At 71.5% G+C, this 26071-nt stretch carries 24 protein-coding genes; 17 read left to right on the forward strand and 7 right to left on the reverse strand.

The annotated features are described in order from the left end of the window. The first annotated feature begins 49 nt into the window (after positions 1 to 49). Both map and ACFYOY_RS11675 read left to right on the forward strand, forming a co-directional pair. Entirely contained in the window at positions 50 to 907 is an 858-nt protein-coding gene (gene map, locus ACFYOY_RS11670; protein WP_351898988.1) for a type I methionyl aminopeptidase, read from the forward strand. A gap of 148 nt (positions 908 to 1055) precedes the next feature. After that, on the forward strand, positions 1056 to 1700 hold the full coding sequence (locus ACFYOY_RS11675) for a biliverdin-producing heme oxygenase (protein ID WP_351898985.1): 645 nt from the start codon (positions 1056 to 1058) through the stop codon (positions 1698 to 1700). Between the two features lie 69 nt (positions 1701 to 1769). Here ACFYOY_RS11675 and ACFYOY_RS11680 read toward each other — a convergent pair whose 3' ends face one another. Both ACFYOY_RS11680 and ACFYOY_RS11685 read right to left on the reverse strand, forming a co-directional pair. Beyond that, entirely contained in the window at positions 1770 to 2309 is a 540-nt protein-coding gene (locus ACFYOY_RS11680; protein WP_351898982.1) for an N-acetyltransferase, read from the reverse strand. Continuing rightward, positions 2294 to 3283, reverse strand: a complete 990-nt coding sequence (locus tag ACFYOY_RS11685) for a hypothetical protein (RefSeq protein WP_388586240.1) — start codon at positions 3281 to 3283, stop codon at positions 2294 to 2296. The genes ACFYOY_RS11680 and ACFYOY_RS11685 overlap by 16 nt, the downstream gene beginning before the upstream one ends. A gap of 481 nt (positions 3284 to 3764) precedes the next feature. Between ACFYOY_RS11685 and ACFYOY_RS11690 the strand changes: the two genes are divergently transcribed. From ACFYOY_RS11690 to ACFYOY_RS11710, 5 genes are all read left to right on the forward strand, one after another. After that, positions 3765 to 4124 (forward strand): ATP-binding protein, encoded by a 360-nt coding sequence (locus ACFYOY_RS11690; protein WP_388586243.1) that lies wholly within the window; start codon positions 3765 to 3767, stop codon positions 4122 to 4124. A gap of 269 nt (positions 4125 to 4393) precedes the next feature. After that, complete coding sequence (efeO, locus tag ACFYOY_RS11695) at positions 4394 to 5527, forward strand: iron uptake system protein EfeO (protein WP_351898974.1); 1134 nt, start codon at positions 4394 to 4396, stop codon at positions 5525 to 5527. 11 nt (positions 5528 to 5538) lie between these two features. Then, a complete protein-coding gene (gene efeB / locus ACFYOY_RS11700) occupies positions 5539 to 6798 on the forward strand; it encodes an iron uptake transporter deferrochelatase/peroxidase subunit (RefSeq protein WP_388586246.1) in 1260 nt (419 codons plus the stop codon). Positions 6799 to 6858: 60 nt separating this feature from the next. Next, the gene (gene efeU, locus ACFYOY_RS11705) at positions 6859 to 7836 is read left to right on the forward strand and encodes an iron uptake transporter permease EfeU (RefSeq protein WP_351898968.1); all 978 of its coding nucleotides are present in this window, start codon (positions 6859 to 6861) and stop codon (positions 7834 to 7836) included. Then, positions 7787 to 8692 (forward strand): hypothetical protein, encoded by a 906-nt coding sequence (locus tag ACFYOY_RS11710; protein ID WP_351898965.1) that lies wholly within the window; start codon positions 7787 to 7789, stop codon positions 8690 to 8692. The genes efeU and ACFYOY_RS11710 overlap by 50 nt, the downstream gene beginning before the upstream one ends. Before the next feature lie 115 nt (positions 8693 to 8807). On the opposite strand, the gene ACFYOY_RS11715 is transcribed toward ACFYOY_RS11710, so the two are convergent. Beyond that, on the reverse strand, positions 8808 to 9542 hold the full coding sequence (locus tag ACFYOY_RS11715) for a bifunctional DNA primase/polymerase (protein ID WP_351898962.1): 735 nt from the start codon (positions 9540 to 9542) through the stop codon (positions 8808 to 8810). Positions 9543 to 9711: 169 nt separating this feature from the next. Between ACFYOY_RS11715 and ACFYOY_RS11720 the strand changes: the two genes are divergently transcribed. Further along, the gene (locus ACFYOY_RS11720; protein WP_351898959.1) at positions 9712 to 10602 is read left to right on the forward strand and encodes a glycerophosphodiester phosphodiesterase; all 891 of its coding nucleotides are present in this window, start codon (positions 9712 to 9714) and stop codon (positions 10600 to 10602) included. Between the two features lie 70 nt (positions 10603 to 10672). Further along, on the forward strand, positions 10673 to 11677 hold the full coding sequence (locus ACFYOY_RS11725) for a small ribosomal subunit Rsm22 family protein (RefSeq protein ID WP_351898956.1): 1005 nt from the start codon (positions 10673 to 10675) through the stop codon (positions 11675 to 11677). Positions 11678 to 11804: 127 nt separating this feature from the next. On the opposite strand, the gene ACFYOY_RS11730 is transcribed toward ACFYOY_RS11725, so the two are convergent. After that, a complete protein-coding gene (locus tag ACFYOY_RS11730; RefSeq protein WP_351899400.1) occupies positions 11805 to 12863 on the reverse strand; it encodes a serine hydrolase domain-containing protein in 1059 nt (352 codons plus the stop codon). A 5-nt stretch (positions 12864 to 12868) separates the two neighbouring features. Next, positions 12869 to 14200, reverse strand: coding sequence for a multidrug effflux MFS transporter (locus tag ACFYOY_RS11735; RefSeq protein WP_388586251.1), 1332 nt, complete (start codon positions 14198 to 14200; stop codon positions 12869 to 12871). Between the two features lie 91 nt (positions 14201 to 14291). Between ACFYOY_RS11735 and ACFYOY_RS11740 the strand changes: the two genes are divergently transcribed. Further along, complete coding sequence (locus ACFYOY_RS11740; RefSeq protein WP_351898950.1) at positions 14292 to 15305, forward strand: Gfo/Idh/MocA family oxidoreductase; 1014 nt, start codon at positions 14292 to 14294, stop codon at positions 15303 to 15305. 77 nt (positions 15306 to 15382) lie between these two features. On the opposite strand, the gene ACFYOY_RS11745 is transcribed toward ACFYOY_RS11740, so the two are convergent. Further along, positions 15383 to 17005: an alkaline phosphatase D family protein gene (locus ACFYOY_RS11745; protein WP_351898946.1), complete on the reverse strand. Its 1623-nt coding sequence runs from the start codon at positions 17003 to 17005 to the stop codon at positions 15383 to 15385. Positions 17006 to 17178: 173 nt separating this feature from the next. On the opposite strand from ACFYOY_RS11745, the gene ACFYOY_RS11750 reads away from it, so the two are divergent. The 3 genes from ACFYOY_RS11750 (at position 17179) to ACFYOY_RS11760 (ending at position 19898) form a co-directional block, all read left to right on the forward strand. After that, positions 17179 to 17952 carry an SDR family oxidoreductase gene (locus ACFYOY_RS11750; RefSeq protein WP_388586256.1) on the forward strand — a complete coding sequence of 258 codons (774 nt, stop codon included), beginning with the start codon at positions 17179 to 17181 and terminating at the stop codon, positions 17950 to 17952. 252 nt (positions 17953 to 18204) lie between these two features. Further along, the gene (locus tag ACFYOY_RS11755) at positions 18205 to 18819 is read left to right on the forward strand and encodes a hypothetical protein (protein WP_351898934.1); all 615 of its coding nucleotides are present in this window, start codon (positions 18205 to 18207) and stop codon (positions 18817 to 18819) included. Positions 18820 to 19058: 239 nt separating this feature from the next. Beyond that, the gene (locus tag ACFYOY_RS11760; protein ID WP_388586302.1) at positions 19059 to 19898 is read left to right on the forward strand and encodes a glycosyltransferase family 2 protein; all 840 of its coding nucleotides are present in this window, start codon (positions 19059 to 19061) and stop codon (positions 19896 to 19898) included. A 49-nt stretch (positions 19899 to 19947) separates the two neighbouring features. Here the strand turns inward: ACFYOY_RS11760 and ACFYOY_RS11765 are convergent, their stop codons facing one another. Further along, positions 19948 to 20568 (reverse strand): TetR/AcrR family transcriptional regulator, encoded by a 621-nt coding sequence (locus ACFYOY_RS11765; RefSeq protein WP_351898923.1) that lies wholly within the window; start codon positions 20566 to 20568, stop codon positions 19948 to 19950. 174 nt (positions 20569 to 20742) lie between these two features. Here ACFYOY_RS11765 and ACFYOY_RS11770 point away from each other — a divergent pair, with 174 nt between their 5' ends. The 4 genes from ACFYOY_RS11770 to ACFYOY_RS11785 all read left to right on the forward strand — a co-directional run. Next, entirely contained in the window at positions 20743 to 21786 is a 1044-nt protein-coding gene (locus ACFYOY_RS11770) for a DMT family transporter (RefSeq protein ID WP_388586259.1), read from the forward strand. 42 nt (positions 21787 to 21828) lie between these two features. Further along, positions 21829 to 23031 (forward strand): PP2C family protein-serine/threonine phosphatase, encoded by a 1203-nt coding sequence (locus ACFYOY_RS11775; protein ID WP_351898910.1) that lies wholly within the window; start codon positions 21829 to 21831, stop codon positions 23029 to 23031. Positions 23032 to 23050: 19 nt separating this feature from the next. Beyond that, positions 23051 to 25504, forward strand: a complete 2454-nt coding sequence (locus ACFYOY_RS11780) for a SpoIIE family protein phosphatase (RefSeq protein ID WP_388586263.1) — start codon at positions 23051 to 23053, stop codon at positions 25502 to 25504. A gap of 175 nt (positions 25505 to 25679) precedes the next feature. Further along, positions 25680 to 26071: Hsp70 family protein (locus ACFYOY_RS11785; RefSeq protein WP_388586266.1), on the forward strand; the 392-nt coding region annotated here is incomplete at its 3' end.

Raw genomic sequence — 26071 nt, forward strand, 5'->3', positions numbered from 1 at the left:
GGGCCCTTGCGGCCATGCTGCCCCATGCGCCGCCGATACACTCGCTGATATGTCTGGCCAGTCGCTTCTAGTCCCGGGGACGCTCTCCCCCACCCGCCCCGTCCCCGCCTCGATCCCGCGCCCGGAGTATGTCGGTAAGGCGAGCCCGACACCTTATGACGGGCCCGAGGTCCAGGACGCCGAGACGATCGAGCGCATGCGGATCGCGGGGCGTATCGCCGCACGGGCGATGGAGGAGGCCGCCAAGCTGATCGCGCCGGGGGTCACCACGGACGAGCTGGACCGGGTGGCCCATGAGTACATGTGCGACCACGGGGCGTACCCCTCGACGCTGGGCTACCGCGGGTTCCCCAAGTCGCTGTGCAGCTCGGTCAACGAGGTCATCTGCCACGGCATCCCGGACACCACCGTCCTCAAGGACGGCGACATCGTGAACCTCGACGTCACCGCCTACATCGGCGGGGTGCACGGGGACAACAACGCCACCTACCTGTGCGGCGAGGTGGACGAGGAGTCGCGGCTGCTCGTCGAGCGCACCCGGGAGTCCCTCAACCGCGCGATCAAGGCCGTCAAGCCGGGCCGCCGGATCAACATCATCGGCCGGGTCATCGAGTCGTACGCCAAGCGCTTCGACTACGGGGTGGTCCGCGACTTCACCGGCCACGGGATCAACTCCTCGTTCCACTCCGGCCTGATCGTGCCGCACTACGACAGCCCGCACCACACCACCGAGATCAAGCCGGGGATGACCTTCACCATCGAGCCGATGCTGACGCTCGGCACCCATGAGTACGACATGTGGGAGGACGGCTGGACCGTGGTCACCAAGGACCGCAAGCGGACGGCGCAGTTCGAGCACACACTGGTGGTGACCGAGACCGGGGCGGAGATCCTCACCCTGCCGTAGCGGCCGGGGGCGGTTCGAAGATGTCGTGTGCCGGGGGCCGATTTTTCGGCGGCCGTTTTACCGACAGCCTGTCGGGAAAGCATTGACGTAGGCATTGATCTCTACTTAGGTAAGCCTAACCTACACACCTCGGCCCCGGAGGTCCACCGTGGAGTTCTCCGCCCTGATCCGCAACGCCTCACGGGAAGCGCACTCGGACGTCGGGAGCTCGTCGTTCATGAGCGATCTGCTCGGTGGGCGGCTGGGAGTGGCGGCCTACCGCCGCTATTCCGAGCAGCTGTGGTTCGTCTACCGCGCCCTGGAGTCCCCGGCCGACGCGCTCGCGGCGGACCCCGTGGCGGGCCCGTTCCTCCGGCCCGAGCTGGCCCGGCTGGCCGAGCTGGAGCGCGATCTGGTCCACCTCGGCGGCCCGGACTGGCACAGCGGCCTCACCGCGCTGCCCGCCACGGCGGCGTACGCGGCGCGGGTGGCGGAGTGCGCCCGTGACTGGCCGGCGGGCTATGTGGCCCACCACTACACCCGCTACATGGGCGATCTGTCCGGCGGCCAGATCGTCCGGGACACGGCGGAGAAGACCTGGGGCTTCGACCGTAAGGGCGACGGGGTGCGGTTCTACGTCTTCGAGTCGATAGCCAACCCCGCGGCCTTCAAGCGGGAGTACCGCGCGCTGCTGGACGCGCTGCCGGTGGACGATCTGGAGAAGCAGCGCGTCGTGGAGGAGTGCAAGCGCGCCTACGCGCTGAACGCGGGGATCTTCCGGGAGCTGGCCGAGGAGTTCCGGCTCAGCGCCTGAGCGGAGCGGCTGGGCGGAGCGCCCCCGATCTCCCTCGTGGAGGTCGGGGGCGCTCTTGCGCGTTCGAGGTCAGGACAGGGGGAGCTCGGCGAGCATGACGGCGTAGACCGGGGAGTCCGGGAAGGGCTGGCGCTTCCCCACCTTGCGGAAGCCCCAGGTCTCGTACAGGGCCTGCACCCGGGGGTGCTCGGGGTCCACGAGCAGCACTACGAGATCCTCGTCCCGCTTTTCCATCAATGTGCGGGTCAGCCGTTCGGCCACACCCTGCTTCCGCCACTCCGGGATCACGGCCAGCTCGGAGTACGAGAAGGTCAGGTCCTTCGCGGGCGCCGGATCGAGGTGTTCGCGCCACCATTCGCGACCCGGAACGGCCGGGGCGCCGTAGGCGAAGCCCACCGCCTTGTCGCCGTCGAACGCGATCACACAGGAGAACTCCGGGTGCCCGCCCCAGTGGTCCACGAACCAGGGGAAGCGCTGGTTGAACTCGTCGTCCATCTCATCCGCATACGCGTCGGCGTGCACGTCGATCAGCGTCTGGCGGATCTCCGGAAGGTCCGCGTGGGTGAAACGGCGGACGTCCAGACCTGCGGCACTCAAGCTCGGCTCCATTCCGTTCGGTAGCGGTCTCCCCACTCGCGGGCGACGCCTGCGTCCGGGGCAAGAGTGATCAAGTCGCGGTAGTAGTCGCCGAGAAGTGAGCGCATTCGGCCAGGCAGCGGGCCCCCGGCCATCAACTCGAAGACCATGGAGGCGGTGGCGCACGCCTGGTCGATGTCGCGTTGGTGAAGCTGGGTCAGGGCGAGCCGTGCGGTGGCCAGGGCACGGTTGCGGCGGAACTGCTCGGGGATGGTGGCCAGCGCCTTGTGCGAGGCGGCCTCCGCCTCCGCGGGTTCGCCGATCCGGTCCCGGACGATGGCCGTCATGGCCAGGAGCTCGGCAGGCCCGTAGAAGGCGGTCCAGCTCGGCCTGGGGGCATCCATGGAAGCTTTACTCAGGGCCTCTTGGGCGCACCCGAGGGAGCGTAAGGCGGCCTGTCGGTCGCCCAGGGTGGAGTGGGCGAGCGCTGTCCGGGCATGGGCCAGAGAGCCGTAGAACGGGTCCCGACGGGCGATGGCCGTCGCCTGAGCCGCATAGCCGGAGTCGACGCCCTCGGTGTACGCATCACGCTGGCGGGCGAGAATGGAGTACAAGTTCCAGGCTTTCAGCTCGGCGATGGAGTCCTTGGCCATCCCGGCCAGATAGAGCGACCGGTCCAGCAGACTCCGGGCCCGGTCGGTTCGCTTGGCGTCGACGGCGGACCAAGCGGCCAGGGACATGTAGTCGGCGGCCACGCTGAACAGCCGCTGGCGGATGCGCTGGGAGGCGCCCAGCTTCTGCTTCTCCAGCGTCTCGGCCGCCCCGGCCAGGGCCATACGCTCCAGTTCGTCGTGACCTCCCCGTGCGGCGTCCAGGGTCACCAGGGCATCCACACCGGAACGGAGACGGATCACGTCCGAGGTGCCTACGGAGTGCTGTGCGATGAGAGGGACGGCGACCGCGGCCGTCGTACCTGTGGTGGCGGTCAGGAAGTTCCTGCGCCTCACGGGATCCTCCGGTTCTGTGGCGGGGCGTCTTCGGGCCGGTGGGACGAATCCCAGTTCTTCGGCCGTACATCCGAATACTGCCTCTAAGGCTGCCCGCTGCCGAGACTGTGGCCAACGGGTCTTTCCGGTCAGCCAGTTACGGACCGTCCGATCGCTGACCGTGCCTTCGTAGCCGTCGCGGTGCAGATGAGTGTTCACCGCGTCCGCCAACCCGGCCTGGGTGAGCCCGCTCTCGCGCATGGCGCCGATGAGGTTTTCGTCCCCCTCCACACACCCACCGTAGCCATGCGAGCCCCCTCCGTGAGCGGAGTCCGTCGAGAATTTCCGGTTGGGCGGTTTGCACACCCGATGGGTATTACCTCCCCGCGCGCGACGAGCCGTCGTTCACTCGGACAAGGCCGCTCACTTCGCACCCACTGAGGTCCTGATGTCCGTGACCGCTACACCTCGCCCCACGGGGCACCCCGGATGCTCCCAGACCATGCGCCGCGTACCGGAGAGCGCGGAAGCCGCCCGCAAGCTGGTACGGACCGCACTGGCCGCCTGGGGACAGGAGGACCTGATCGAGGACGCCGCCCTGGTGATCACCGAACTGGTCTCCAACGCCGTGGACCACGCCCGCCTGGAGTCGATCCGCGTCATCGTCACCCGACCGTCCGAGAAATTGGTCCGCCTCGGCGTCGTGGACCGGTCCCGCAACATCCCCTACCTGCGGACGGACTCCAATGGCGACAACACCCGAGGCCGGGGGCTGCTGTCGGTCGACGCCCTCACCGACCGATGGGAGACGGACCGATACCGCTGGGGCAAGCAGGTCTGGGGCGAGATGACGTGCGATTGATCATCCGAGGTCGCTGGTGGTCCGGGCCCCGTACCGGACGACGACCCCAGCGGCCCGCCCTCCAAGCCCTGATAAGAGGCGTGCGTCACTCTTCCCGGACTGCGAACCGGATCAAATCAGCCAACTTGACCAAATCTTTGCCGCTCCTAGAGCACCTCTTGACCTTACACAGGATCGACACAGGCAAGGCTCAGTTAAGTTAGGCCAGCCTTATCCGCCCGCCGAACGTCCGCCCTGTCCTGCCTGTCCTGATTCCGTCTGGAGCCTGCATGCGAGTCGCTCGCACCCCTGTTGTCGCCGCGATATCGGCACTGACGACGATCACCGCCGTCGCCGGATGCGCCCAGAAGTCCGACGCCAAGGACTCGGACGCCATCCAGGTCACCGCCTCCGACAGCGCGTGCGAGGTCTCCAAGACCTCTTTCCCCGCCGGGCATGTGAAATTCGCTGTGGAGAACAAGGGCTCCAAGGTCACCGAGGTCTACGTCTACGCCCCGGGCGACCGGATCGTCACCGAGCGGGAGAACATCGGCCCCGGCACCCGCGCCTCGATCAACGCCGAGGTCAAGGCCGGTTCGTACGAGATCGCTTGCAAGCCCGGGATGAAGGGCCACGGCATCCGCCAGAAGGTGTCCGCCACCGGCGAGGGCAAGCCGGCCCAGCGCGATCCGAAGCTGGACAAGGCGGTGGCCGCGTACCGGACGTACGTACAGAAGCAGGCCGATGACACGCTGCCCGCGGTCCAGAAGTTCGCCGACGCGGTCAAGAAGGACGACCTCGAGGGCGCCAAGAAGCTCTACGCCCCCTCGCGCATCGGCTGGGAGCGCACCGAGCCGGTCGCCGAGTCCTTCGGCGATATCGACCCCAAGGTCGATGTGCGCGAGGACGGCCTGGAGAAGGGCCAGAAGTGGACCGGCTGGCACCGGCTGGAGAAGTCGCTGTGGCAGACCAAGAAGATCAACGCGGCCGACCATGACCTCGCCGACCAGCTCATCAAGGACCTGAAGGACTGGCAGAAGCGCGTCGGCACCGCCGACATCACCCCCACCGGCATGGCCAACGGCGCCAAGGAGCTGCTGGACGAGGTGCAGACCGGCAAGGTCACCGGTGAGGAGGAGCGCTACAGCCACACCGACCTGGTGGACTTCAAGGGCAACGTCGAGGGTGCCGAGACCTCGTACAAGCTGCTCAAGCCGGTGGCGGCCGGACACGACCCGGAGCTGGCCAAGGAGCTCGACAAGCAGTTCGCGGCCGTCGGGAAACTGCTGGACAAGTACCGCAAGGGCGAGGGCTTCGTGTCGTACGACACCGTCTCGGAGTCCGAGCGCAAGAAGCTGTCCGACGCGGTCAACGCGCTCGCCGAGCCGCTCTCCCGGCTCGCCGCCGCCGTCGTCACCAAGTGAGGGGGCCGGACATGACCGACGAGGCCAACACGGCTCCCTCCCGCCGGGCGCTGATCGGCTGGGGCGGCGCCGGGCTCGCGCTCGGCGCCGCGGCCGCCGGGGGCACCGTGGCCGCGCTGAGCGACGACGCGGACGACACCCAGACGGTCGCCGACAGCGGCGCCGCGGTGCCCTTCTACGGGGCGCACCAGGCGGGGATCGCCACCGCGGTGCAGGACCGGCTGCACTTCGCGGCGTTCGACGTCACCACCGACGACCGCGCCGAGCTGATCGCGCTGCTGAAGGAGTGGACGAAGGCGGCGGCCCGGATGACCCAGGGGCACGCGGTCGGCGGCGGCGCGGTGAGCGACCTGGCGGAGGCCCCGCCGGACGACACCGGTGAGGCGCTGGGGCTCAAGGCGTCCCGGCTCACCCTCACCATCGGCTTCGGGCCCACGCTGTTCAAGGACAAGAAGGGCAAGGACCGCTTCGGCATCGCCGACCGCCGCCCCGAGGCGCTGATCGACCTGCCCGCCTTCCCCGGCGACAACCTCGACCCGGCGCGCAGCGACGGCGATCTGTGTGTGCAGGCGTGCGCCGACGACCCGCAGGTGGCCGTGCACGCCATCCGCAACCTGGCCCGGATCGGCATGGGCAAGGTGGCCATCCGCTGGTCGCAGCTGGGCTTCGGCAAGACCTCCTCGACCACGCCGGACGCGCAGACCCCGCGCAACATGATGGGCTTCAAGGACGGCACCCGGAACATCGCGGGCACCGACACCGCCGCCCTGGACAAGCATGTGTGGGTGAGCGGGAAGGCGGGCCCGACGTGGCTGGCCGGCGGCTCGTACCTGGTGGCGCGCCGCATCCGGATGCACATCGAGACCTGGGACCGCACCTCGCTCAAGGAGCAGGAGGACGTCTTCGGCCGGGACAAGGGCGAGGGCGCGCCGCAGGGCAAGCAGCATGAGCGCGACGAGCCGAATCTGAAGGCGATGCTGCCCACCGCGCATGTCCGCCTCGCGCATCCGGACTCCAACGGCGGGGCCCGGATCCTACGCCGCGGCTACTCCTTCACCGATGGCACGGACGGTCTGGGTCGGCTGGACGCGGGGCTGTTCTTCCTCGCCTACCAGCACGACGTACGGGACGGATTCGTGCCCGTACAGCGGCGGCTGGCACGGACCGACGCGCTCAACGAGTACATCCAGCACGTGGGTTCGGCGCTCTTCGCCGTCCCGCCGGGCGTCCGGGACGCGGACGACTGGTGGGGCAGAGCGCTGTTCTCCTGACGGACTCCGCCAGGAACCCTCGACCTCCTCCAGGAACCCTCGACAAGGAAGGCGAACCCCGTGTTCGGCAATTACCTGATCGGTCTGCGCGAAGGGCTCGAAGCCAGCCTGGTGGTGTGCATCCTGGTCGCCTATCTGGTCAAGACCGGGCGCCGGGACGCGCTGCGCCCGGTGTGGCTCGGGATCGCCGTCGCGGTTGGCTTGAGCATGTCCTTCGGCGCGGCGCTGGAGTTCGGCTCGCAGGAGCTGACCTTCGAGGCGCAGGAGGCGCTGGGCGGCTCGCTGTCGATCCTGTCGGTGGGCCTGGTGACCTGGATGGTGTTCTGGATGCGGCGCACCGCCCGCCATCTGAAGTCCGAGCTGCACAGCAAGCTGGACGCGGCGCTCGCGGTGGGCACCGGGGCGCTGGTGGCCACGGCCTTCCTGGCGGTCGGCCGGGAGGGCCTGGAGACCGCGCTGTTCGTATGGACGGCGGTGCGGGCGAGCAACGACGGTACGGCGGATCCGCTGATCGGCGTGGTACTGGGCCTGGTCACCGCGGTGGTGCTGGGCTGGCTGTTCTACCGGGGCGCGCTCCGGATCAACCTGGCGAAGTTCTTCACCTGGACGGGCGCGATGCTGGTCGTGGTGGCCGCGGGGGTGCTCGCGTACGGCTTCCACGATCTGCAGGAGGCCGACTGGCTGCCCGGGCTGCACTCACTGGCCTTCGACATCAGCTCCACCATCGCGCCGGACTCCTGGTACGGCACGGTGCTCAAGGGCGTCTTCAACTTCCAGCCGGACCCGACCTGGCTTCAGGTGTGGATGTGGGCGCTCTATCTGGTCCCCACGCTCGCGCTGTTCCTGCGTCCCGGTAGGGTGTCGCCGTCCACAGCAGCCCCCAGGAATCGGGAGCCGGAGCCCCATGACACGCAGGCCGCCCCGTCGGCAGTTGACAGCCCCGACCGCAGCGGCGGTACTGACGCTGGGGATGACGCTGACGGGGTGCATGACGGTCCACGGCGAGCGGGAGAACATTCCGTCGGTGGACAAGGCTGAGGCGCCGGGGGCGCTCAAGCAGTTCACCGACGCGTACAACAAGGCGTACCGGGAGCTGGATCCGGCGGTGGCGAGCCAGGTGGAGACGGGCCCGCTGGAGGCCATCACCACCGCCGACCTCAAGGCCCAGCACGCGAGCTCCCCGAACGGCAACCCCAAGTACCCGGCGCTGGAGCTGTCCGACGTCACCTACCGCATCCCCAAGCAGGTGGGCTGGCCGAAGTTCTTCGTCGCGGACACCGACAGCAACCGCGATGACAACCGCTGGCTGTTCGTCTTCACCCGTGGCGGTGCGGACGAGCCGTGGAAGGCCGCGTATCTGTCGATCCTCAGCCAGGACGAGGTGCCGGATTTCGCAACCGACAAGGACGGCTGGGCCAAGCCGGTCCCGACGGAGGGGCCGGCCCCGAAGCTGGCGACCCGGCCGGACAAGCTGAGCGCGGAGTACACCGACTACCTGATGACGGGCGAGGGCTCGGTCTTCGCCGACGGCCAGTCGACCTCGGGGCTGCGGAACACCCGGAAGAAGTTCCTGCGCACCCCGAAGTTCTGGACGGAGTACATCGACACCCCGGCGCAGGGCGCGCAGGACGCCCCGGTGGGGCTGCGCACCTCGGACGGCGGGGCGATCGTGTTCTTCTCCTCGCACCACCGGCAGAAGCAGACGATGGCGAAGGGCTTCCGGCCCAACCCGGATCCGCAGATCAAGGCGCTGATGACGGGCGAGGCGAAGAAGGCGGTGACGCTGACGAGGGTCTCGGAGTCGGCGGTGCGGGTCCCGGCCAAGGATGCGGCGGACCCGAAGGTGGTCTTCCTCAACCGCCTGGAAGGCGTAACAGCGGCGAAGGGCGAATAGGCGAGGTTGTGGGCAATCGTTCCTCCCCCAGCTACCGCTGGGAGGTGCCCCCCGGCGGAACGGGTGGGCACAGCCCGGCCACCGGCCCGCACCCGACAGCGAAACCTAAAGCGCCCTACCGCCCAATGGGCCAAGCAGCCGCCTGATCCTGATCCTCGCCCGCGAAGCGGGCACACGCATCCGTAAGCGTCTCCAGCAACGTCAGCGGATCCGGCAGCGGCCGCTCCGGCCCGAGCAGCCACCCCACATGCCCGTCGCCCGGAAGCCGGGCAGGCGGCATCAGCACATAGCTGCCCCGGCAATGCCACCGCAGCCCCGGATGCTCGTCCATCGTCTCCGGGTGGCAGTCCAGCTCACAGGGCCACCACTCGTCCTCGTCATCCGGCGTGCCCCGGGTGGCGGTGAAGAACAGCATCCGCCCCTGCTGGAGATCGCCGCTGCTCGTGGCCACGGGCCCGACCTCGACCTCGGCCGCGCCCAGCCGCTCCAGGGCCAGCCGCCCGGCGTCCGCGGGCACATCGAGCACATCGTGGACGATGCCGGTGGCGGTGATGAAGTTGGCCTGCGGATCGGCGCGCAGCCACTGCGCGACCTTGTCCGGGTCGGTGGTCGCCTGGGTCTGCCAGGCGAACGAGACGGGGTGGCGGCCCGGGGTGGGACAGCCGATGCGGTCACAGGAACAGCCGTAGCCGGAGGGGTGGGCGGCCGGCGCGAGCGGGAATCCCGCCGCCGCGGCGGCCATGAGCAGGTCCTCGCGGACGCCGCCGGCGCCCGCTCCCGTGTCGTGGTCGCCGCCCGCTCCGCTCCTCGGCCGACGCAGCCACTGGGAGAACCTGCCCTTGCGTTCCATCTACCGCCTCGCTTCACCGCCGGTACCGGCGGTACGGCCGGTACCCGATCAATGCTGCCACCATCCTGCTCCGGAAGTGGCCGGTGTCCGCATCCGGGGTGGGTGAGACCACCCCGACCGGGTGTCGATATCAGGGCATACAAGACATCACGCCCCTAGCGTTCCATCTATGATCAGCAGGCATTTTCTGACCGCCGTCGTAGTGCTCGGCCTGTCCATACCGGCGGCCGTCGCGGCCCACCCCACCGCTCGTCCGTCCGTACGACGCCTCATACCCCCGGCCACCGATCCGGCGCGGCTGCAGCAAGCGCTCACGGCGCCGTCGGCCGGGAAGCCCGCCGTCGTCTACACCGCACACCGCGGCGGCGCCCTGGAAGTGCCCGAGAACAGCATGTCCGGGCTGGCCAGTGCCTTCAGCCGGCATGACGTCCAGGTCCTCGACTTCGACACCCGCATGCTGCGGGACGGCACGCTCGTGGTGATGCACGACGCGACGCTGGACCGCACCACCGACCGGACCGGGCCCGTACGGGCTCTGACCGCCGCCCAGTGGCGCGGCGTCCGGCTGCGCCCCGACCCCTCCCTGCGCGGCACCTGGCGGCCCGAGCGGCCGCCCACCGTCGCCGAGGCGCTGGACCGCTTCGGCGGCCGGATCACCTTGATGGTGGAGGCCAAGGACCCCGAAAGCCTGCCGCGGCTGGCGCGGATGATCCGCGACCGAGGTCTGATCCACTCCGTCTACGTCAACAGCAACCGCCCCGAGGTGGCCCGCGAGGCCCACCGTAAGGGCCTGATGACCCAGCTATGGCGGTCCGCCCGGCAGATGCGCACCGACACCCCGCGCGACTGGCGCGGCATCGTCGATCTGCTGGACGTCGACTACCGGGCGCGCGAGAAGGATGTGCGGCGGGCCGTCGCCTCCGGGATACCGCGGGTCTGGGCGCACACCGTGGAGACCCCGGCACAGCGGGACCGGATGCTGCGGCTGGGGTGCGACGGCATCATCACGGACGCACCGGCCCTGCTGGTCTCCACACCCGTACGGCGGGCGCGCGGCTGACCCCGGGCCGGGCGGCGATGGCCCCGACGGCGCGCCGGGGATTCCCCTTCCGGCCGGTAGAATCCGCCGAATGCACGCCCCCGACGCCGCCCTTACCGACGAGACGCCCCAGACCGCGCTCGCCGGCCTGCTCGACGGTCTGCCGCCCCGCCAGGCGGCCCAGGCGGTCGACCGGCTGATCGGCCACTACCGGGGGCGCACCCCGACCGACGCGCCCGTGCTGCGCGACCGCTCCGACGTCGCCGCCTACGCCGCGTACCGGATGCCCGCGACCTTCGAGGCGGTGCGCGCCGCCCTCGCCGCCTTCCGCGCCCGGACGCCCGCATGGGCCCCGGCCTCGCATATCGACATCGGCGGCGGTACGGGCGCGGCGAGCTGGGCGGTGGCCGCCACCTGGCCGCGCGGCGGGCACACCACCACCGTCCTGGACTGGGCCGAGCCCGCGCTGGCCCTCGGCCGCGAGCTGGCCGGGCAGGCGCCCTCCGAGGCGCTGCGCACCGCCCGCTGGCAGCGCCGGGCCATAGGGGACGGGCTCGCGCTTCCGGACGGGACCGACCTGGTCACGGTCAGTTATGTGCTGGGCGAGCTGACCGAGGCCGACCGGCGGGCCGTGGTGGCCGAGGCGGCGCGCGCGGCCCAGGCCGTGGTGCTGATCGAACCGGGCACCCCGGACGGCTATCTGCGGATCCGCGAGGCGCGGGACCGGCTGCTGGCGGCCGGGCTGCGCATCGTCGCCCCCTGCCCGCACGGCGCGGCCTGTCCGATCGAGCCCGGCGCCGACTGGTGCCACTTCGCCGCCCGGGTCCGCCGCTCCTCCCTCCACCGGCAGGTCAAGGGCGGTTCGCTGCCGTACGAGGACGAGAAGTTCAGCTATGTCGCGGCCGTACGGTTCGACGCCGCGCCCGCCGGGGCGCGGGTGGTGCGCCGCCCCCAGATCCGCAAGGGCCAGGTGCTGCTGGACCTGTGCGCCCCGGAGGAGGGGCTGGGCCGTACCACGGTGACCAAGCGTCAGGGGCCGCTGTACCGGGCCGCCCGCGATGTGTCCTGGGGCGATGTCTGGCCGCCGGAGGAGTAATCCAGTCCCTCCGGCGTTTGAGGAGCGGGGCCCGGGGGCGGAGCCCCGGCGGGGGCCGGACACCCCGTAAGACGCCGTGCGGCCTGGGAAGACCAGGAGCCCGTGAACCCCGGGGCCCGGGGCTCTCTCAGCCCACCGCCCGCGCCAGCGCCGTGGCCGCCGCCGCGCGGGGCGCGCTGTCGCCGGGGCGGCGTCGCGGATGCACGGTGGTGGCGAGCAGCACCAGATAGACCCCGCGGGCCCGGTCCACGACCAGGCTCGTTCCGGTGAACCCGGTGTGCCCCGCGGCGCCGCGCCCCGCCAACTCGCCCATGAACCACGGCTGGTCGACCTCGAAGCCCAGCCCCGGCGCGGTCAGCATCAGCTCGGTGGACTCCGGCGACAGTACGGGCCCGCCGCCGGCCAGCAGCGCCCGGCACAGCACCGCCAGGTCCCCGGCGGTCGAGAAGAGCCCGGCATGGCCCGCGACCCCGCCCAGCGCCCACGCGTTCTCGTCGTGCACCACGCCTCGCAGCATCCCCCGGTCCACCTTGCCCCAGGGCCGCCGCTGGTCCTCGGTGGCCGCGATCCGGGGCAGCCAGGAGGCGGGAGGGTTGAAGCGGGTGGCGGCCATGCCCAGCGGGCCGGTGACCGTCTCCTGGACGAGCCGGTCCAGCCCACGCCCCGCGGTCCGCTCCAGCACCCGCTGCAGCAGCAGGAAGTTGAGGTCGGAGTAGCGGCGGGCGGTGCCGGGCGGGGTGACCGGCGGCTCGGCCGCGAGCCGGGCCAGCCGCCGCTCCGCCCCGTCCTCCTCGTACAGCGGCAGTTCGGGAATCAGCCCCGAGGTGTGGGTGAGCAGCTGCCGCACCGTGATGCCGTGCTCGGCGGCGGCCGTGCACTCCGGGGCGTACCCGGCGACCCGCCCGTCCAGCGCGATCAGCCCGCGCTCGGCGGCCCGCAGCGCCACGATCGTGGTGCACAGCTTGGTGAGCGAGGCGAGGTCGAAGAGGGTGTCGCGGCGCACCGGCACCCAACGCTCGCGCGGCAGCTCCACGCCCCGGTCGGCCCGCTCGTCGTACGCCGCGTAGCGCACCGCCCAGCCGAAGGACTCCTCGGCCAGCGGGCCCGATGCGGTCCCGGCGGCCAGCGCCGCCCCCGAACACCAAGGGCGCTCCCCCTCGGGAAGCGCCCTGACGATCTCCAGCAGCCGGGTCAGACCACGGTCACGCTCTGCTTGGTACGTCGCTGCCACGGACGGCAGAATCCCACGAAGCAGGCGATGGCCGCGAGCGCGCAGACGAGCTGGACGACGGCCATCGGCACCGCCGTGGTCTCCCCCGCGATCCCCACCAGCGGGGAGGCGACGGCGCCCAGCAGGAAGGTGGAGGTGCCCAGCAGGGCGGACGCGGAACCGGCGGCGTGCGGGGTGCGGTTCAGGGCCTGGGCGTTGGTGTTCGGCATGGCCAGGCCCATCGCGGACATCAGCACGAACAGGCTCCCCGCCACCGGGACGAGACCGGCCTTCCCGAAGACCCCGGAGGCCAGCACGAGCAGCGCGGCCGCCGCGACGGTGATCACGACCAGCCCGACCATCAGCACCTTGTCCATGCTGACCCGGCCGACCAGCACCCGGCCGTTGAGCTGACCGGTGGCGATCAGGCCTATCGAGTTCAGCCCGAAGAGCAGGCTGAAGGTCTGCGGTGAGGCGCCGTAGATCTCCTGGACGATGAAGGACGACCCGGCGACATAGGCGAAGAGCGCCGCGAAGGCGAAGCTGCCCGCGAGCATGTAGCCGGTGAAGACGCGGTCGGAGAGCAGCCCGCGCATGGTGCGCAGGGTCTGGCCGAGCCCTCCGTCCTGGCGCCGCTCGGGCGGCAGCGTCTCCCCCAGCCACCGCCAGACCACCAGGGTGAGCAGGGTGCCGATCACGGTGAGCACCACGAAGACCCCGCGCCAGTTCGTGAAGCGCAGGATCTGGCCGCCGATGAGCGGGGCCACGATGGGCGCCACCCCCGAGATCAGCATCAGGGTGGAGAAGAAGCGGGCCATCGCGATGCCGTCGTAGAGGTCCCGGACCACGGCGCGGGCGATCACGATACCGGCCGCGCCCGCGAGCCCCTGGAGCAGCCGGAAGCCGATGAGCAGCCCGGCGGTGGGGGCGAAGGCGCAGATGGCGGTGGCGATGACGTAGATCACCATGCCGATGAGGAGCGGACGGCGGCGCCCCCACCGGTCGCTCATCGGGCCGACGGCGAGCTGGCCCAGCGCCATGCCCATCAGACAGGCGGTGAGGGTGAGCTGGGCGGTGGCGGCCGAGCTGTGGAACCCGTCGGTGACCTCCGGCAGGGCCGGGAGGTACATGTCCATGGACAGCGGCGGGAGTGCGGTGAGCCCGCCGAGGATCAAGGTGACGAGGAGGCTCGTACGGCGCTGCGCGGTGAGCCCGGGAGGGGCGGCAGCGGAGGTGCGGGAGATGTCGGGGGACGATGTTCCGGGCCGGTCGGCCCGGGTGGGAGCGGCGGCCGGTTGGCCGGGCTGCTGCATGCGTACCTTCCATGAGTCGTTGATGCGTCTCTATGCTCTCAGCAATTCGAATGGAGTCGAACTCCTGTGGACAGGGGGGAACGGGGTCGGGATGGCCGGGGCAAGCGGGTCAAGGGCCGTGCGGTGGGGGATTCTGGCGACCGGTGGGATCGCCGCCTCGTTCACCACGGATCTGCTGGAGATGGCGGACGCGCAGGTCATCGCGGTCGGTTCGCGCCGGCCGGAGTCGGCCAAGCGGTTCGCGGAGCGGTTCGGGATATCCCGCGCCTACGGCGGCTGGGCGGAGCTGGCCGCCGATGACGACATCGATGTGATCTATGTCGCCACCCCGCACTCGGCCCATCGGGAGGCGGCCGGACTGTGTCTGGAGGCGGGGCGGGCGGTGCTGTGCGAGAAGCCGTTCACGCTCAATGTCCGGCAGGCCGAGGAGCTGGTGGACCTCGCCCGGGCCCGGGGCCGCTTCCTGATGGAGGCGATGTGGACGTACTGCGATCCGGTCGTCCGCCGGATGACCGAGCTGGTCCACGACGGCGCGATCGGCGAGGTCCGGGCGGTCCACGCGGACTTCGGGCTGCCCGGCCCGATCGACCCGGACCACCGGCTGCGCGATCCGGCGCTGGGCGGCGGCGCCCTGCTGGATCTCGGCGTCTATCCGGTGTCCTTCGCACAGTTGCTGCTCGGCGAGCCGGACGAGGTACGGGCGGTGGGGCAGCTCTCCCCCGAGGGCGTGGATGTGAACACGGGCCTGGCGCTGGGCTGGGACAGCGGGGCGGTGGCGCTGCTCTCCTGCTCCATCACCGCGGATACGCCGATGACGGCGGCGGTGACGGGCACGGCGGGGCGGATCGAGTTCCCGCGCGGCTTCTTCCACCCCGAGCGCTTTGTACTGCACCGGCCGGGCCGGGATCCGGAGGAGATCACGGCGGTGGACGGGCTGCGCTCCTACCAGCGGGAGGCGGCGGAGGTGATGCGCTGCCTGCGCGCGGGCGAGACGGAGTCCCCGCTGGTGCCGCTGGACGGCACACTGGCGGTGATGCGGACCCTGGACGCGGCGCGGGAGCGGCTCGGAGTGCGGTATCCGGGCGAGGACGAGGGCGTGGGGTGACGAGGTGTGAGGACGCGGTACGAGGTGTGAACCGGGCGGGCCCGGCGCTTGGGGTGCGCGCCGGGCCCGCCCGTTCGTCAGACCTGCTTCAGGCCGGGGTTCCCGGCCTCGCTGACGAATGACGCCGCCGTGGTGAGCGGCGCGCCCGGGGTGGTGACCGCGGAGACGGTCTTGTAGTCGGCCCGTGCCCGCTCCTCGTCCAGCGAGACCGTCACATAGCCGCGCCGGCCGTTGTAGAACTTCATATGCGGGTTGGCGGCCATGTAGGTGGCCCAGTTGTCGGGCTTGTCGGCGCCGTCCTTGCCGCTGCTGACGGATGTGCCGACGAACTCCACGCCCAGGGTCCGGGAGCCCGGGTCGTCGAAGTCCTTCTTGATGTCGAAGGCGTAGTGCACATGGACATCGCCGGTGAGCACCACGAAGTTCTCCAGGCCCGCCTGCTCGACACCGGTCAGGATCCGCTCCCGGGAGGCGGGGTAGCCGTCCCAGGAGTCCATGGAGAGCTGGGAGCGCGCGGCCGTGGTGTTCTTCCGCTGGGAGAAGGTGACCTGCTGCGGCAGCACGTTCCAGGTGGCGGTGGAGCTCTGGAAGCCGCTCAACAGCCAGCGCTCCTGGGCGGAGCCGGTGAGGGTGCGCGCGGGGTCCTCGGACTCCGGGCCCGGGTACTGCCAGCCGTCGCCGTACGCCTGGTTGGAGCGGTACTGCCGGGTGTCGAGGATGTCGAACTGGGCCAGCTTGCCGTAGTGGAAGCGGCGGTAGAGCCGCATGTCGGCGCCGTCCGGCTGCTGGGGCATCCGCAGCGGCATGTTCTCCCAGTAGGCCCGGTAGGCGGCGGCCCGGCGGATCAGGAACTCGTCCGAGGGGCCGCCGTTCTCGTCGATGTCGCCCGCGTAGTTGTTCTCGGTCTCGTGGTCGTCCCAGGTGACGTACCAGGGGAAGGCGGCGTGGGCGGCCTGGAGGTCCTCGTCGGACTTGTAGAGCGCGTAGCGCAGCCGGTAGTCCTCGAGGGTCATCGTCTCGGCGTTGAACACCGCGGGGAGGGTGCGGTCGGTGTATTTGCGGGCGCCGCCCACGGAGTTGACCGCGTACTCGTACTGGTAGTCGCCCACGTGGAAGACGGCATCCAGGTCCTCGTCCGCCAGGTGGCGGTAGGCGGTGAAGTAGCCGTCGTGGTACGCCTGGCAGGACACCAGGCCGAACCGCACGTCCCGGACCTTGGCGCCCAGGGCGGGGGTGGTGCGGGTGCGGCCCACCGGGCTGGTCCAGTTCCCGGCCCGGAAGCGGTACCAGTAGACGCGGTCCGGCTCGAGCCCGCCCGCGTCCACGTGCACCGTGTAGTTGAACTCGGCGTGCGCGGAGGTGGTCCCCCGGCGGGCGACGCGCCGGAACTTCTCGTCGCGGGCGATCTCCCAGTCGACCTTGACGGTGCCCTCCTCGGGCAGACCGTTGGCGGGCTCGTACGGGCGGGGCGCCAGCCTGGTCCACAGCACGACCGCGCCGGGCAGCGGGTCGCCGGAGGCCACGCCGAGCGTGAAGGGGTTGTCGGCGAGCGCGCGCGGAGACACCTGCGCGGCGTGGGCGCTGGGCAGGTTGGTGGTGAACGCGAGTGCGGCGGCGGCCCCGGTGACGGTGAGGAAGCGGCGGCGTCCCAGTCGTGCGGCAGCGTCCCGTATGGCCTGCTGGTGCGAGTCGTGTGCCATGTGCTCTCCCCTGGCTCGTGGCGTCAGGGGAATTGCAGTGTCGGGGGACGGCCGGCCGCTTGCGTGCACACGACATCGATATGACCGCTGGGTGAGGTCCATTGCCGGAAGGGACCATTGCGGCGAATCGACTCCTCCACGCGGCGAACTGACGTGGCGTACGCTGCGGCGCCATGAGCGACGGTCGTGTGTCGGTGGTGTCGAGAGTGGCGGTGGTGACGGGCGCGGGCTCCGGGGTCGGCCGGGCGGTGGCGCTCGAACTCCTGGAGTCGGGTTGGTCGGTGGTACTGGCGGGGCGCCGCGAGGAGGCGCTGGCCGAGACGGCGCGGCTGGCCGGTGGCGGTCCACCGGCCCCCGTGGTGCCGACGGATGTGGCCAGGCCGGAGCGGGTGGAGGCGCTCTTCGCGGCGGTGCGGGAGCGGTTCGGACGGCTCGATCTGCTGTTCAACAACGCGGGGAGCTTCGGCCCGCGCGGTGTGGCCCTGGAGGACCTGGCCCACGAGGACTGGCGGTCGGTCGTGGACACCAATCTGACGGGCGCGTTCCTGTGCGCCCAGGCGGCGTTCCGGCTGATGCGGGATCAGGAGCCGCACGGCGGACGTATCATCAACAACGGTTCCATCTCGGCACACGTGCCCAGGCCGGACAGCGTGGCGTACACCGCCACCAAACACGCCATCACGGGGCTCACCAAGTCGCTGTCGCTGGACGGGCGCCGGCACCGCATCGCCTGCGGGCAGATCGACATCGGCAATGCGGCGACCGAGATGACCGAGCGGATGTCCGCCGGTGTACCGCAGGCGAACGGGGAGGTGGCGGTCGAGCCCGTGATGGACGTCGCGGACGTGGCGCGCACGGTGCGGCATATGGCGTCGCTGCCGCTTGAGGCCAACGTGCAGTTCGCGACGGTCATGGCGACGGCGATGCCGTACATCGGCCGCGGCTGACGGATGAGAGGTCGTCACCCGTCTTAGATAACCCTCCAATTGTGGAGATAATGTGAGGATCCGGGCAATTCACTCCATCGGCACAGCGGCTCCGACCCCACGGCCGACGCACCCGCTCACCCACCCCCGGACCGGCACCCTCTCCCACCCCCGGACTGTTCGAGGCCCGCTCCATATGGCAGGGTCGTTTCCCACCGCGCCACACCTTTCACCACCGCCCCACGACCGCCATCCGAACGAAGAGAGACCGCCGTGCGTTCTCTGCCGCTCACCTTGGTCGCCCGTCTGCTGCCCGTCGCCGTCCTCGCCGCCGCGGGGGTGGCCATGACGACGTCGGACGACTCGGACGCGGGCGCCACCCCGGCGGGCCCCTCCCCGCAGACCTCGGCCCCGGCCACCGGCGCCGCCGCGCCGCGCTACGCCAAGCCGCCCGCGGAGGCGTGCACCACCCTCCCGGAGTCGACGATCAAGGACCTGGTGCCGGGCGCCAAAGCGGCCGGGAACGAGCTGAAGTCCAGCGACCTGGGCCGCCGCACGGGCTGCTCCTGGCACGCCCTGGACGACTTCGAGTACCGCTGGCTGGACATCGCCTACGACGTCAAGAGCACCGCCGGGAAGAAGAGCGGGAGCGAGGGCGGCAGCGCGGTGCCCGGCCTCGGCGACGACGCGTCGGTGACCGAGAAGACCACTGAGGACGACAACCAGGGCATACGCGAGGCGGTGGTGACGGTCCACCAGGACAATGCCACGGTCACCGTGACCTACAACGGCGGCGACTTCGAGAGCCATAAGGCCGCCGACGGCGATGCGATCCGTAAGGGCGCCATCAGCGCAGCCAAGGAGGCGGTCGCCGCGCTCGACGGCTGATCGCTCCGCTCAGTCTTTGTATTCTGCTCAGTCTTTGTATTCTGCTCGGTCTTTTCGTTCTGCTCGGTCTTTTCGTTCTGCTCGGTCTTTGAGGTCGGCCGCTCGGTCCTTGATGAACATCAGCCGTACGGAAGTGTCCTTCCGGGTGAACGGATACGATCGCGGGCATCGCACCCGAGCTTTGGAGTCCCACCGTGTCCGCCGTCTCCGAACCACGCCTGGGTATCGCCGTCCTGACCATGGGCAACCGGCCCAGAGAGGTGGCCGCCCTGCTGGAGTCGGTCGCGAAGCAGGACGTGGCCCCGGCCCGCATCGTGGTCGTCGGCAACGGCTCCCCGCTCCCGGAGTTCCCCGCCGAGGTGACCGCGGTCGAGCTGGAGGAGAACCTCGGCGTCTCGGGCGGCCGTAACGTCGCCTGGCGGCGGCTGCGCGACTTCGGCGACGTGGACGTCGTCATCGACCTCGACGACGACGGGCTGCTGGTGGACGCCGACGTCTTCCGCAGGGTGCGGGATCTGTACGCCGAGGACCCGCGCCTGGGCATCGTGAGCTTCCGCATCGCCGACGAGACGGGTGAGACCCAGCGCCGCCACGTACCCCGGCTGCGCGCCTCCGATCCGATGCGCGGCGGCGAGGTGACCACCTTCCTCGGCGGCGGCCACGCCCTGTCGGTGGCGATGCTGGAGCAGATCGGCGGCTGGCCGGACGCATTCTTCTTCACCCATGAGGAGACCGACCTCGCCTGGCGGGCGCTCGACGCGCACTGGAAGGTCGTCTACGCCCCCGAGCTGCTGCTCCAGCACCCCCGGACCTCCCCCGCCCGGCACGCCGTCTACCACCGGATGACCGCCCGCAACCGGGTCTGGCTTGCCCGCCGCCACCTGCCGCTGCCGCTGGTCCCGCTCTACCTCGGCACCTGGACGCTGCTCACGCTCGCCCGCACCCGCTCCCTGACGGGGCTGCGGGCCTGGGCGGGCGGCTTCCTGGAGGGCCTGCGCACCTCCTGCGGTCGCCGCCGCCCGATGCGCTGGCGCACGGTGTGGCACATGACCAAACTGGGCCGCCCGCCCGTGATCTGACGGGGTGGCGGACTGAAGGACTGACGGCCCGGCGGCGTGGCCGGCGGCCCTATGGGGCCAGCCCGAGGGCGGGGAAGACCGACGCTTCGAGGAAGCGCGTCAGATAGTCGCGGTCGGCGAACCGGCCCTCCAGCAGGTGGCGGACCCGCATCGCGCCGATCAGCTGGGTGGGGACGAACTCGACGGCCGGGTTGTCCGCGGCCACCTCGCCGCGCTCCACGCCCCGGCGGACCATCGCCTGGATCGTCTTCACCTCATGCTCGATCAGCGCGGCGCGCAGCGCCTGGAGCAGATCGGGGTCCTGCAGCGCGGCGTGCCCAACGGCGTACACCAGCGCCGTGTCACCGCCACACACCTCCCCCGCCTCCCCCACCGCCGCCGCGACGGCGCGCAGATCGCCCGCGAGGGAGCCGGTGTCGATGCCCTCCAGCGCGAAGGGGCGCTTGCACGAGCGCAGCGCGGCGACGACGAGCTGGGGCTTGGTGCACCACTGCCGGTAGAGGGTGGAGCGGCTGGCGCGGGTGCGGGCGGCGACCGCCTCGATGGTGAGGGCCTCATAGCCGCCCTCCTGGAGCAGATCGAGGACCGCCTGGTAGAACTCCTGCTCCCGCTCGGGGCTGATCTTTGAACGGCGCTGCGGCGCGGCCGTCTCCGGGCCTTGCGTCGCCATCGGCTCTCCTCCTCGGTCACCGGACTCCGGCCCCCCGACCACGCAGTGTACCGACACATCCGCGTACCGATACACCCATGTACCGATACAGTTCCGAACCGGTACACTCTCGTATCGATACGTTTGTGTGCCGATGGCGCCAGGCAGATGGGCGCCCAGAGGAAGGCACGGTGGATGAACCCGACCGTCATAGCCGTCGCGCTCGCGCTCGCCTCGGCCGTCGCCTACGCGACCGCCGCGGTGGCCCAGGAGCGGCTGGCCGCCGACGGGCGGCCCGGCCGTACGCCGCGCCTGCTGCTGCGCGGCGCCTGGTGGGGTGCGGTCGGCCTCAACTCCACCGGTGCCCTGCTGCATGTGGCCGCGCTGCGGTACGGACCGCTCACCCTGGTCCAGCCGCTCGGCGCGCTGACCCTGGTCGCGGCCGTCCCGCTGGGCGCGCGGCTCGCGGGGCGGCGAGTGGCCCGGAACGAGTGGCGGGGTGTGGCCCTCGCACTGCTCGGCCTCGGCGCCCTCCTGCCGGTCACCGCAGGGGAGACCCCGCGCGACACGCTCAGCCTGCCGCAGGCGGTCGCGCTCGCGGGCGTCGTCCTGGCGTTCATCGGGCTGTGCGTCCGGCCGGGGCGCAGAGGGCGCGGGACGCCGGGCCGGGGTCTGCGGTACGCCACCGCGTCCGGGGTCGCCTCCGGCGTCGCCTCGGCGCTCACCCAGACCCTCACGGTCGCGCTCGCCGACTCCCGCGCCCCCGGGGCGGCCCTGGTGTCCTGGCGGGCCGTGATCGTGGCCGTCCTGGTCGCGGTCTTCGCGGTGAGCGGCCTGCTACTGGCCCAGAGCGCCTACGGCAGCGGCCTCGGCGCACCGCTTGCCACCCTGACCCTCGCCAACCCGGTGGCGGCCGCCGCCATCGGGATCGTCCTGCTGGACGAGCGCTTCCGGGGCGGCCCGGCGGGCTGGGCCCTGGCCGCCGCCGGCGCGGCGGCGGCCGCCCGCGGCGTGGTCCTGCTCTCCCGGGCTCCCCAGGCGAGCGCGGACGTGCGCGGGGACGCCGTAGCCGTACGGGAAGCCGCCGCGACCGTACGGCGGGCCACCGCACGCGAGGCAGCCGTACCGGAGAGCCGCGCACCCGATGGGGCCGTGCGCGAGCCCGCCACCGTCCCCCGGGAACCCGTGCGGGAACCCGTACGGGAGTCGGCGCGGGAGCCGGTGCCCACGCCTCCGTGATCGTCCGGGCGCCGGGCGGCCCGCCGCCGTAAGGTGGACCGCATGGTGGACGCGAGCGTGTCGACCTCGGCCGAGACTGCCGAGCAGTCGCTGGACGAGCTGCTCCGGGCGTCCCACGAGGCTTCACCCGCGGAGCTCCCGGGAGCCCTGGACCGCTACACCGCGGCCATGCACATGGGCCATGCGGTCGTCTACCTGATCGACCTCCAGCAGCGGCTGCTGATACCGCTCGACGAGGACGTACGGCGTCTGGACCTCGACGACTCCCTGGCCGGATTCGCCTACCGGACCGGCACCGTACGGGTCAAGGAGGACGACGACGGCGGGCTGGACGTGTGGCTGCCGCTGATGAACGGCGCGGAGCGGCTGGGGGTGCTGAAGCTGAGGATGGACTCCCTGGACGGACTCACGCTCTGGCGCTGCCGGACGCTGGCCTCGCTCCTCTCCCTGGTCATCACGTCCAAGCGCACGTCCATCGACACCTTCGCGCGGCGCACCCGGACCCGGACCATGGAGCTGCCCACGGAGATGGTGCGGGCCTTCCTCCCGCCACGTTCGATCGGCACCGGCCGGGTGATCTCGACGGCCGTTCTGGAGCCCGCGTACGAGCTGGGCGGCGATGCCTTCGACCATTCGTTCACCGAGGACGTCCTGCACGCCACGATCCTCGACGCCATGGGCCACGATCTGGCGTCCGGGCTGACCACCTCCGTGGCGATGGCGGGCAGCCGCAACGCCCGGCGCACCGGCGCGGACCTGGCGGAGCTGGTCACCACCGTGGACGAGGCCCTGGCCAAATGGCTTCCGGACCAGTTCTGCACGGGCGTCTTCCTCCGGCTGCACATGCCGAGCGGGGCGCTGCGCTGGTCCAACTGCGGCCATCCCACCCCGCTGGTCATCCGCCGCCAGCGGCTGCTGGACAAGGAGCTGGAGCGGACCTCGGAACCGCCGCTGGGGCTGCCCACGCGGCTGTCGGAGGCCCCCCGTCGGATCCATGAGACGGCCCTGGAGCCCGGCGACCGGATCCTGCTGTACACCGACGGGGTCGTGGAGTCGCGCGACGAGGGAGGCGAGCAGTTCGGCCTGGAGCGCTTCGCCGACCACATCATCCGCTCGACGGCCGCCGGGGAGAACGCCCCCGAAGTGCTCCGGCTGCTCATCCACGCCATCCTCGACCACGGGCACGGCCGACTCAGCGACGACGCCACGATTTTGATGATCGAGTGGCGACCGCCGGATCCCTGAGCCGTCGAGGCGATATCCGATGACGCCCCCCGACCCCGCCACCCGCCGCGTCCGGCCGAACCCCCTGCCCGGCGCCCCCGACCTGGCCACGGCCACGGTCGACGACCACGGCGTGGTGACCGGGTGGAGCGAGGGCGCGTGGCGGCTGCTGGGTTATGGCGCCGAGGACGTCGTGGGACGGGCGGCGGGCGAGCTGCACGCCGAGAAGACCCTCGGGGACGCCGCGGGCGGCGCCGGACCGTGCCGGGCGGACGAGCCCCGCTGGAGCGGACGGGTCGCGCTGTGCCACCGGGACGGCCATCGGGTGGAGGTCGAGCTGCTGGCCCAGCGGGGCCCGGTGGGCGATGGATCCGCGGGCTGGCTGCTGGTCTGCGCCGCGCCCCGGGAGCCGCTCCCCCGGGAGCCGCTCCCCCGGGAATCGCTCTCCCAGGAGCCGGGCGCACCGGCGGACCGCGCGTTCGCCCAGTGCCCGTGCGTCCTGGCGCTCTTCGACACCGAGCTGCGGCTGGCGCGGGCCAACGCCGATATGCAGGCCGCCACCGCCCGCAGCGAGGACCAGATGCGCGGGCTGCGGCTGACGGAGCTGGTCGGCCGCGGGGAGAGCGAGCGGGTCGAGCGGGCCATGCGGCAGGTGCTGGAGAGCGGCGAACGGCTCGAACTGGAGACGCGCCTGCGGAGGCCGGGCGAGAGCCATGAGCACGCCTGGTCGGTCTCCCTGGCCCCGCTGGCGGGCCGGACCGGCGGGCTGTGCGGCGTATGCTTCGCGGCCCGCGACACCACCGCCGAGCAGGAGGCCCGGCAGCGGCTGCTGCTGCTCAGTGAGGCGGGGGCGCGGCTGGGCAGCACTCTGGACCTGGACCGGATCGCCCGGGAGCTGGCCGAGGTGGCGGTCCCCCGGTTCGCCGACTTCGCCAGTGTCGATCTGCTCACCTTCCTCCACCAGGGCGACGAGCCCCCGGCGGGGCCGCTGCGCGAGCCCATCACCCTGCGGCGCGCGGCCCACCGGTCCATCCTCGAGGGCACCCCGGAGGCGGTGGTCGACGTCGGGGGCCTGGCCACGCATCCCCAGCACTCCCCCACGGCGGCGTGCCTGATCGAGGGCCGGGCCGCGCGGCACCAGGTGACCGAGCACCTGCTGGCGCACTGGGAGTCCAGGGACCCCGGCCGGGCCACCCGTATCCGCGAACACGGAGCGCATTCGGTGATCGTGGCGCCGATGCGCGCCCGCGGGGTCACCCTCGGTGCGGCCTTCTTCGCCCGCCACCGCACATCGGCGCCTTTCAGCGAGGACGACACGATGCTGGCCGAGGAGCTCACCGCCCGGGCGGCCGTCTGTGTCGACAACGCCCGCCGCTATCTGCGGGAACGCAGGACGGCCGAAACCCTGCAGCGCAGCCTGCTGCCGCAGGAGTTGCCCGAGTTGACGGCGCTGGAGATCGCCTCGCGCTATCTGCCCGCGGGGGCCTCGGCCGGGGTGGGCGGCGACTGGTTCGACGCGATTCCGCTGTCCGGCGCCCGCGCCGCCGTGGTGGTCGGCGATGTCGTGGGGCGCGGCATCCAGGCGGCCGCCACCATGGGGCGGCTGCGCTCGGCCGTGCGCACCCTGGCCGATATCGATCTGCCGCCCGGGGAACTGCTGACCCATCTCGACGACCTGGTCACCCGGCTGTCCTCGGACCAGCAGCCCGAGAGCTTCGGGCCGTTCGGCGCCACCTGTGTGTACGCGGTCTACGACCCGGTCTCCCGCCACTGCGCCATCGCCGCGGCGGGCCATCCCGCACCGCTGGTGGCCGGCCCGGAGGGCACCGCCGATCTTCTCGACCTGCCCACCGGTCCGCCGCTGGGGCTGGGCGGGCTGCCCTTCGAGGTCATGGACACGGAGCTGCCCGAGGGCAGTCTGCTCGCCCTGTACACCAACGGCCTGATCGACGGCCGCGACCGCGAGATCGGCGAGGGGCTGGAGACGCTGCGCGAGGTCCTCAGCCGGCCCGCCCCGTCCCTGGAGGCGCTCTGCGACAACGTCCTGCGGGCCCTGCTCCCGGCCCGTCCCGACGACGACATCGCCCTGCTCCTCGCCCGCACCCGGCCACTCGCCTCCGACCGGGTCACCACCTGGGACATCCCCGCGGACGCGGCCGCCGTCGCCGAGGCCCGCCGGAACACCACCGGGCAACTGCTCGCCTGGGGTCTTGAGGAGGCGCTCTTCACCACCGAGCTGATCGTCAGCGAACTGGTCACCAACGCGATCCGCTACGGCCGCCCACCCATCCGGCTGCGGCTGATCCGCGACCGCTGCCTCATCTGCGAGGTCTCCGACGCCAGCAGCACGGCGCCCCATCTGCGGCGGGCCCGGGTCTTCGACGAGGGCGGCCGTGGCCTGATGCTGGTCGCGCAGATGGCGACGCGCTGGGGCACCCGGCAGGGCGCGGAGGGCAAGACGATCTGGGTCGAGCAGGACCTCGCCCCGGACTGACCACGGATGCCCTGTCCCGTGGGTGCACTCGGGGCGCCGATATTCGGCCTCTGGGCGCTGGACCAGCCGCGGTCCGATTTGTCACTCTTTATCTAGAGGGCCTGCTAACCGATCCCGCTCCCGCGGCCGACCGGGCCATGAGTGCAGCCCGCGGCCGCCCTCGGAAGGAGTTGCCATGGCCAAGGCAGTCGGAATCGATCTGGGTACCACCAACTCGGTGATCGCCGTGTGGGAGGGTGGTGAGTCCTCGGTCGTTCCGAATTCCGAGGGAAGCCGCACCACGCCGTCGGTGGTGGCCTTCACCGACACCGGTGAACGGCTGGTGGGGCAGCTGGCCCGGCGCCAGGCGATTCTCAATCCCAAGGGCACCATCTACTCGGCCAAGCGGTTCATCGGCCGGCACTACGACGAGGTGTCCGGTGAGGCCAGGGCGGTGGCTTACGACGTCGTCCCGGACGAGCAGGGCCTGGCCCGCTTCTCGGTGCGCGGGAAGCTGTACTCGCCGGAGGAGATCAGTGCCCAGGTGCTGCGCAAGCTGGCCGACGATGCGGGGAAGCAGCTGGGCGA

This window comes from Streptomyces sp. NPDC007875 (genome assembly GCF_042868035.1).
Taxonomy (GTDB): Bacteria; Actinomycetota; Actinomycetes; order Streptomycetales; family Streptomycetaceae; genus Streptomyces; species Streptomyces antimycoticus.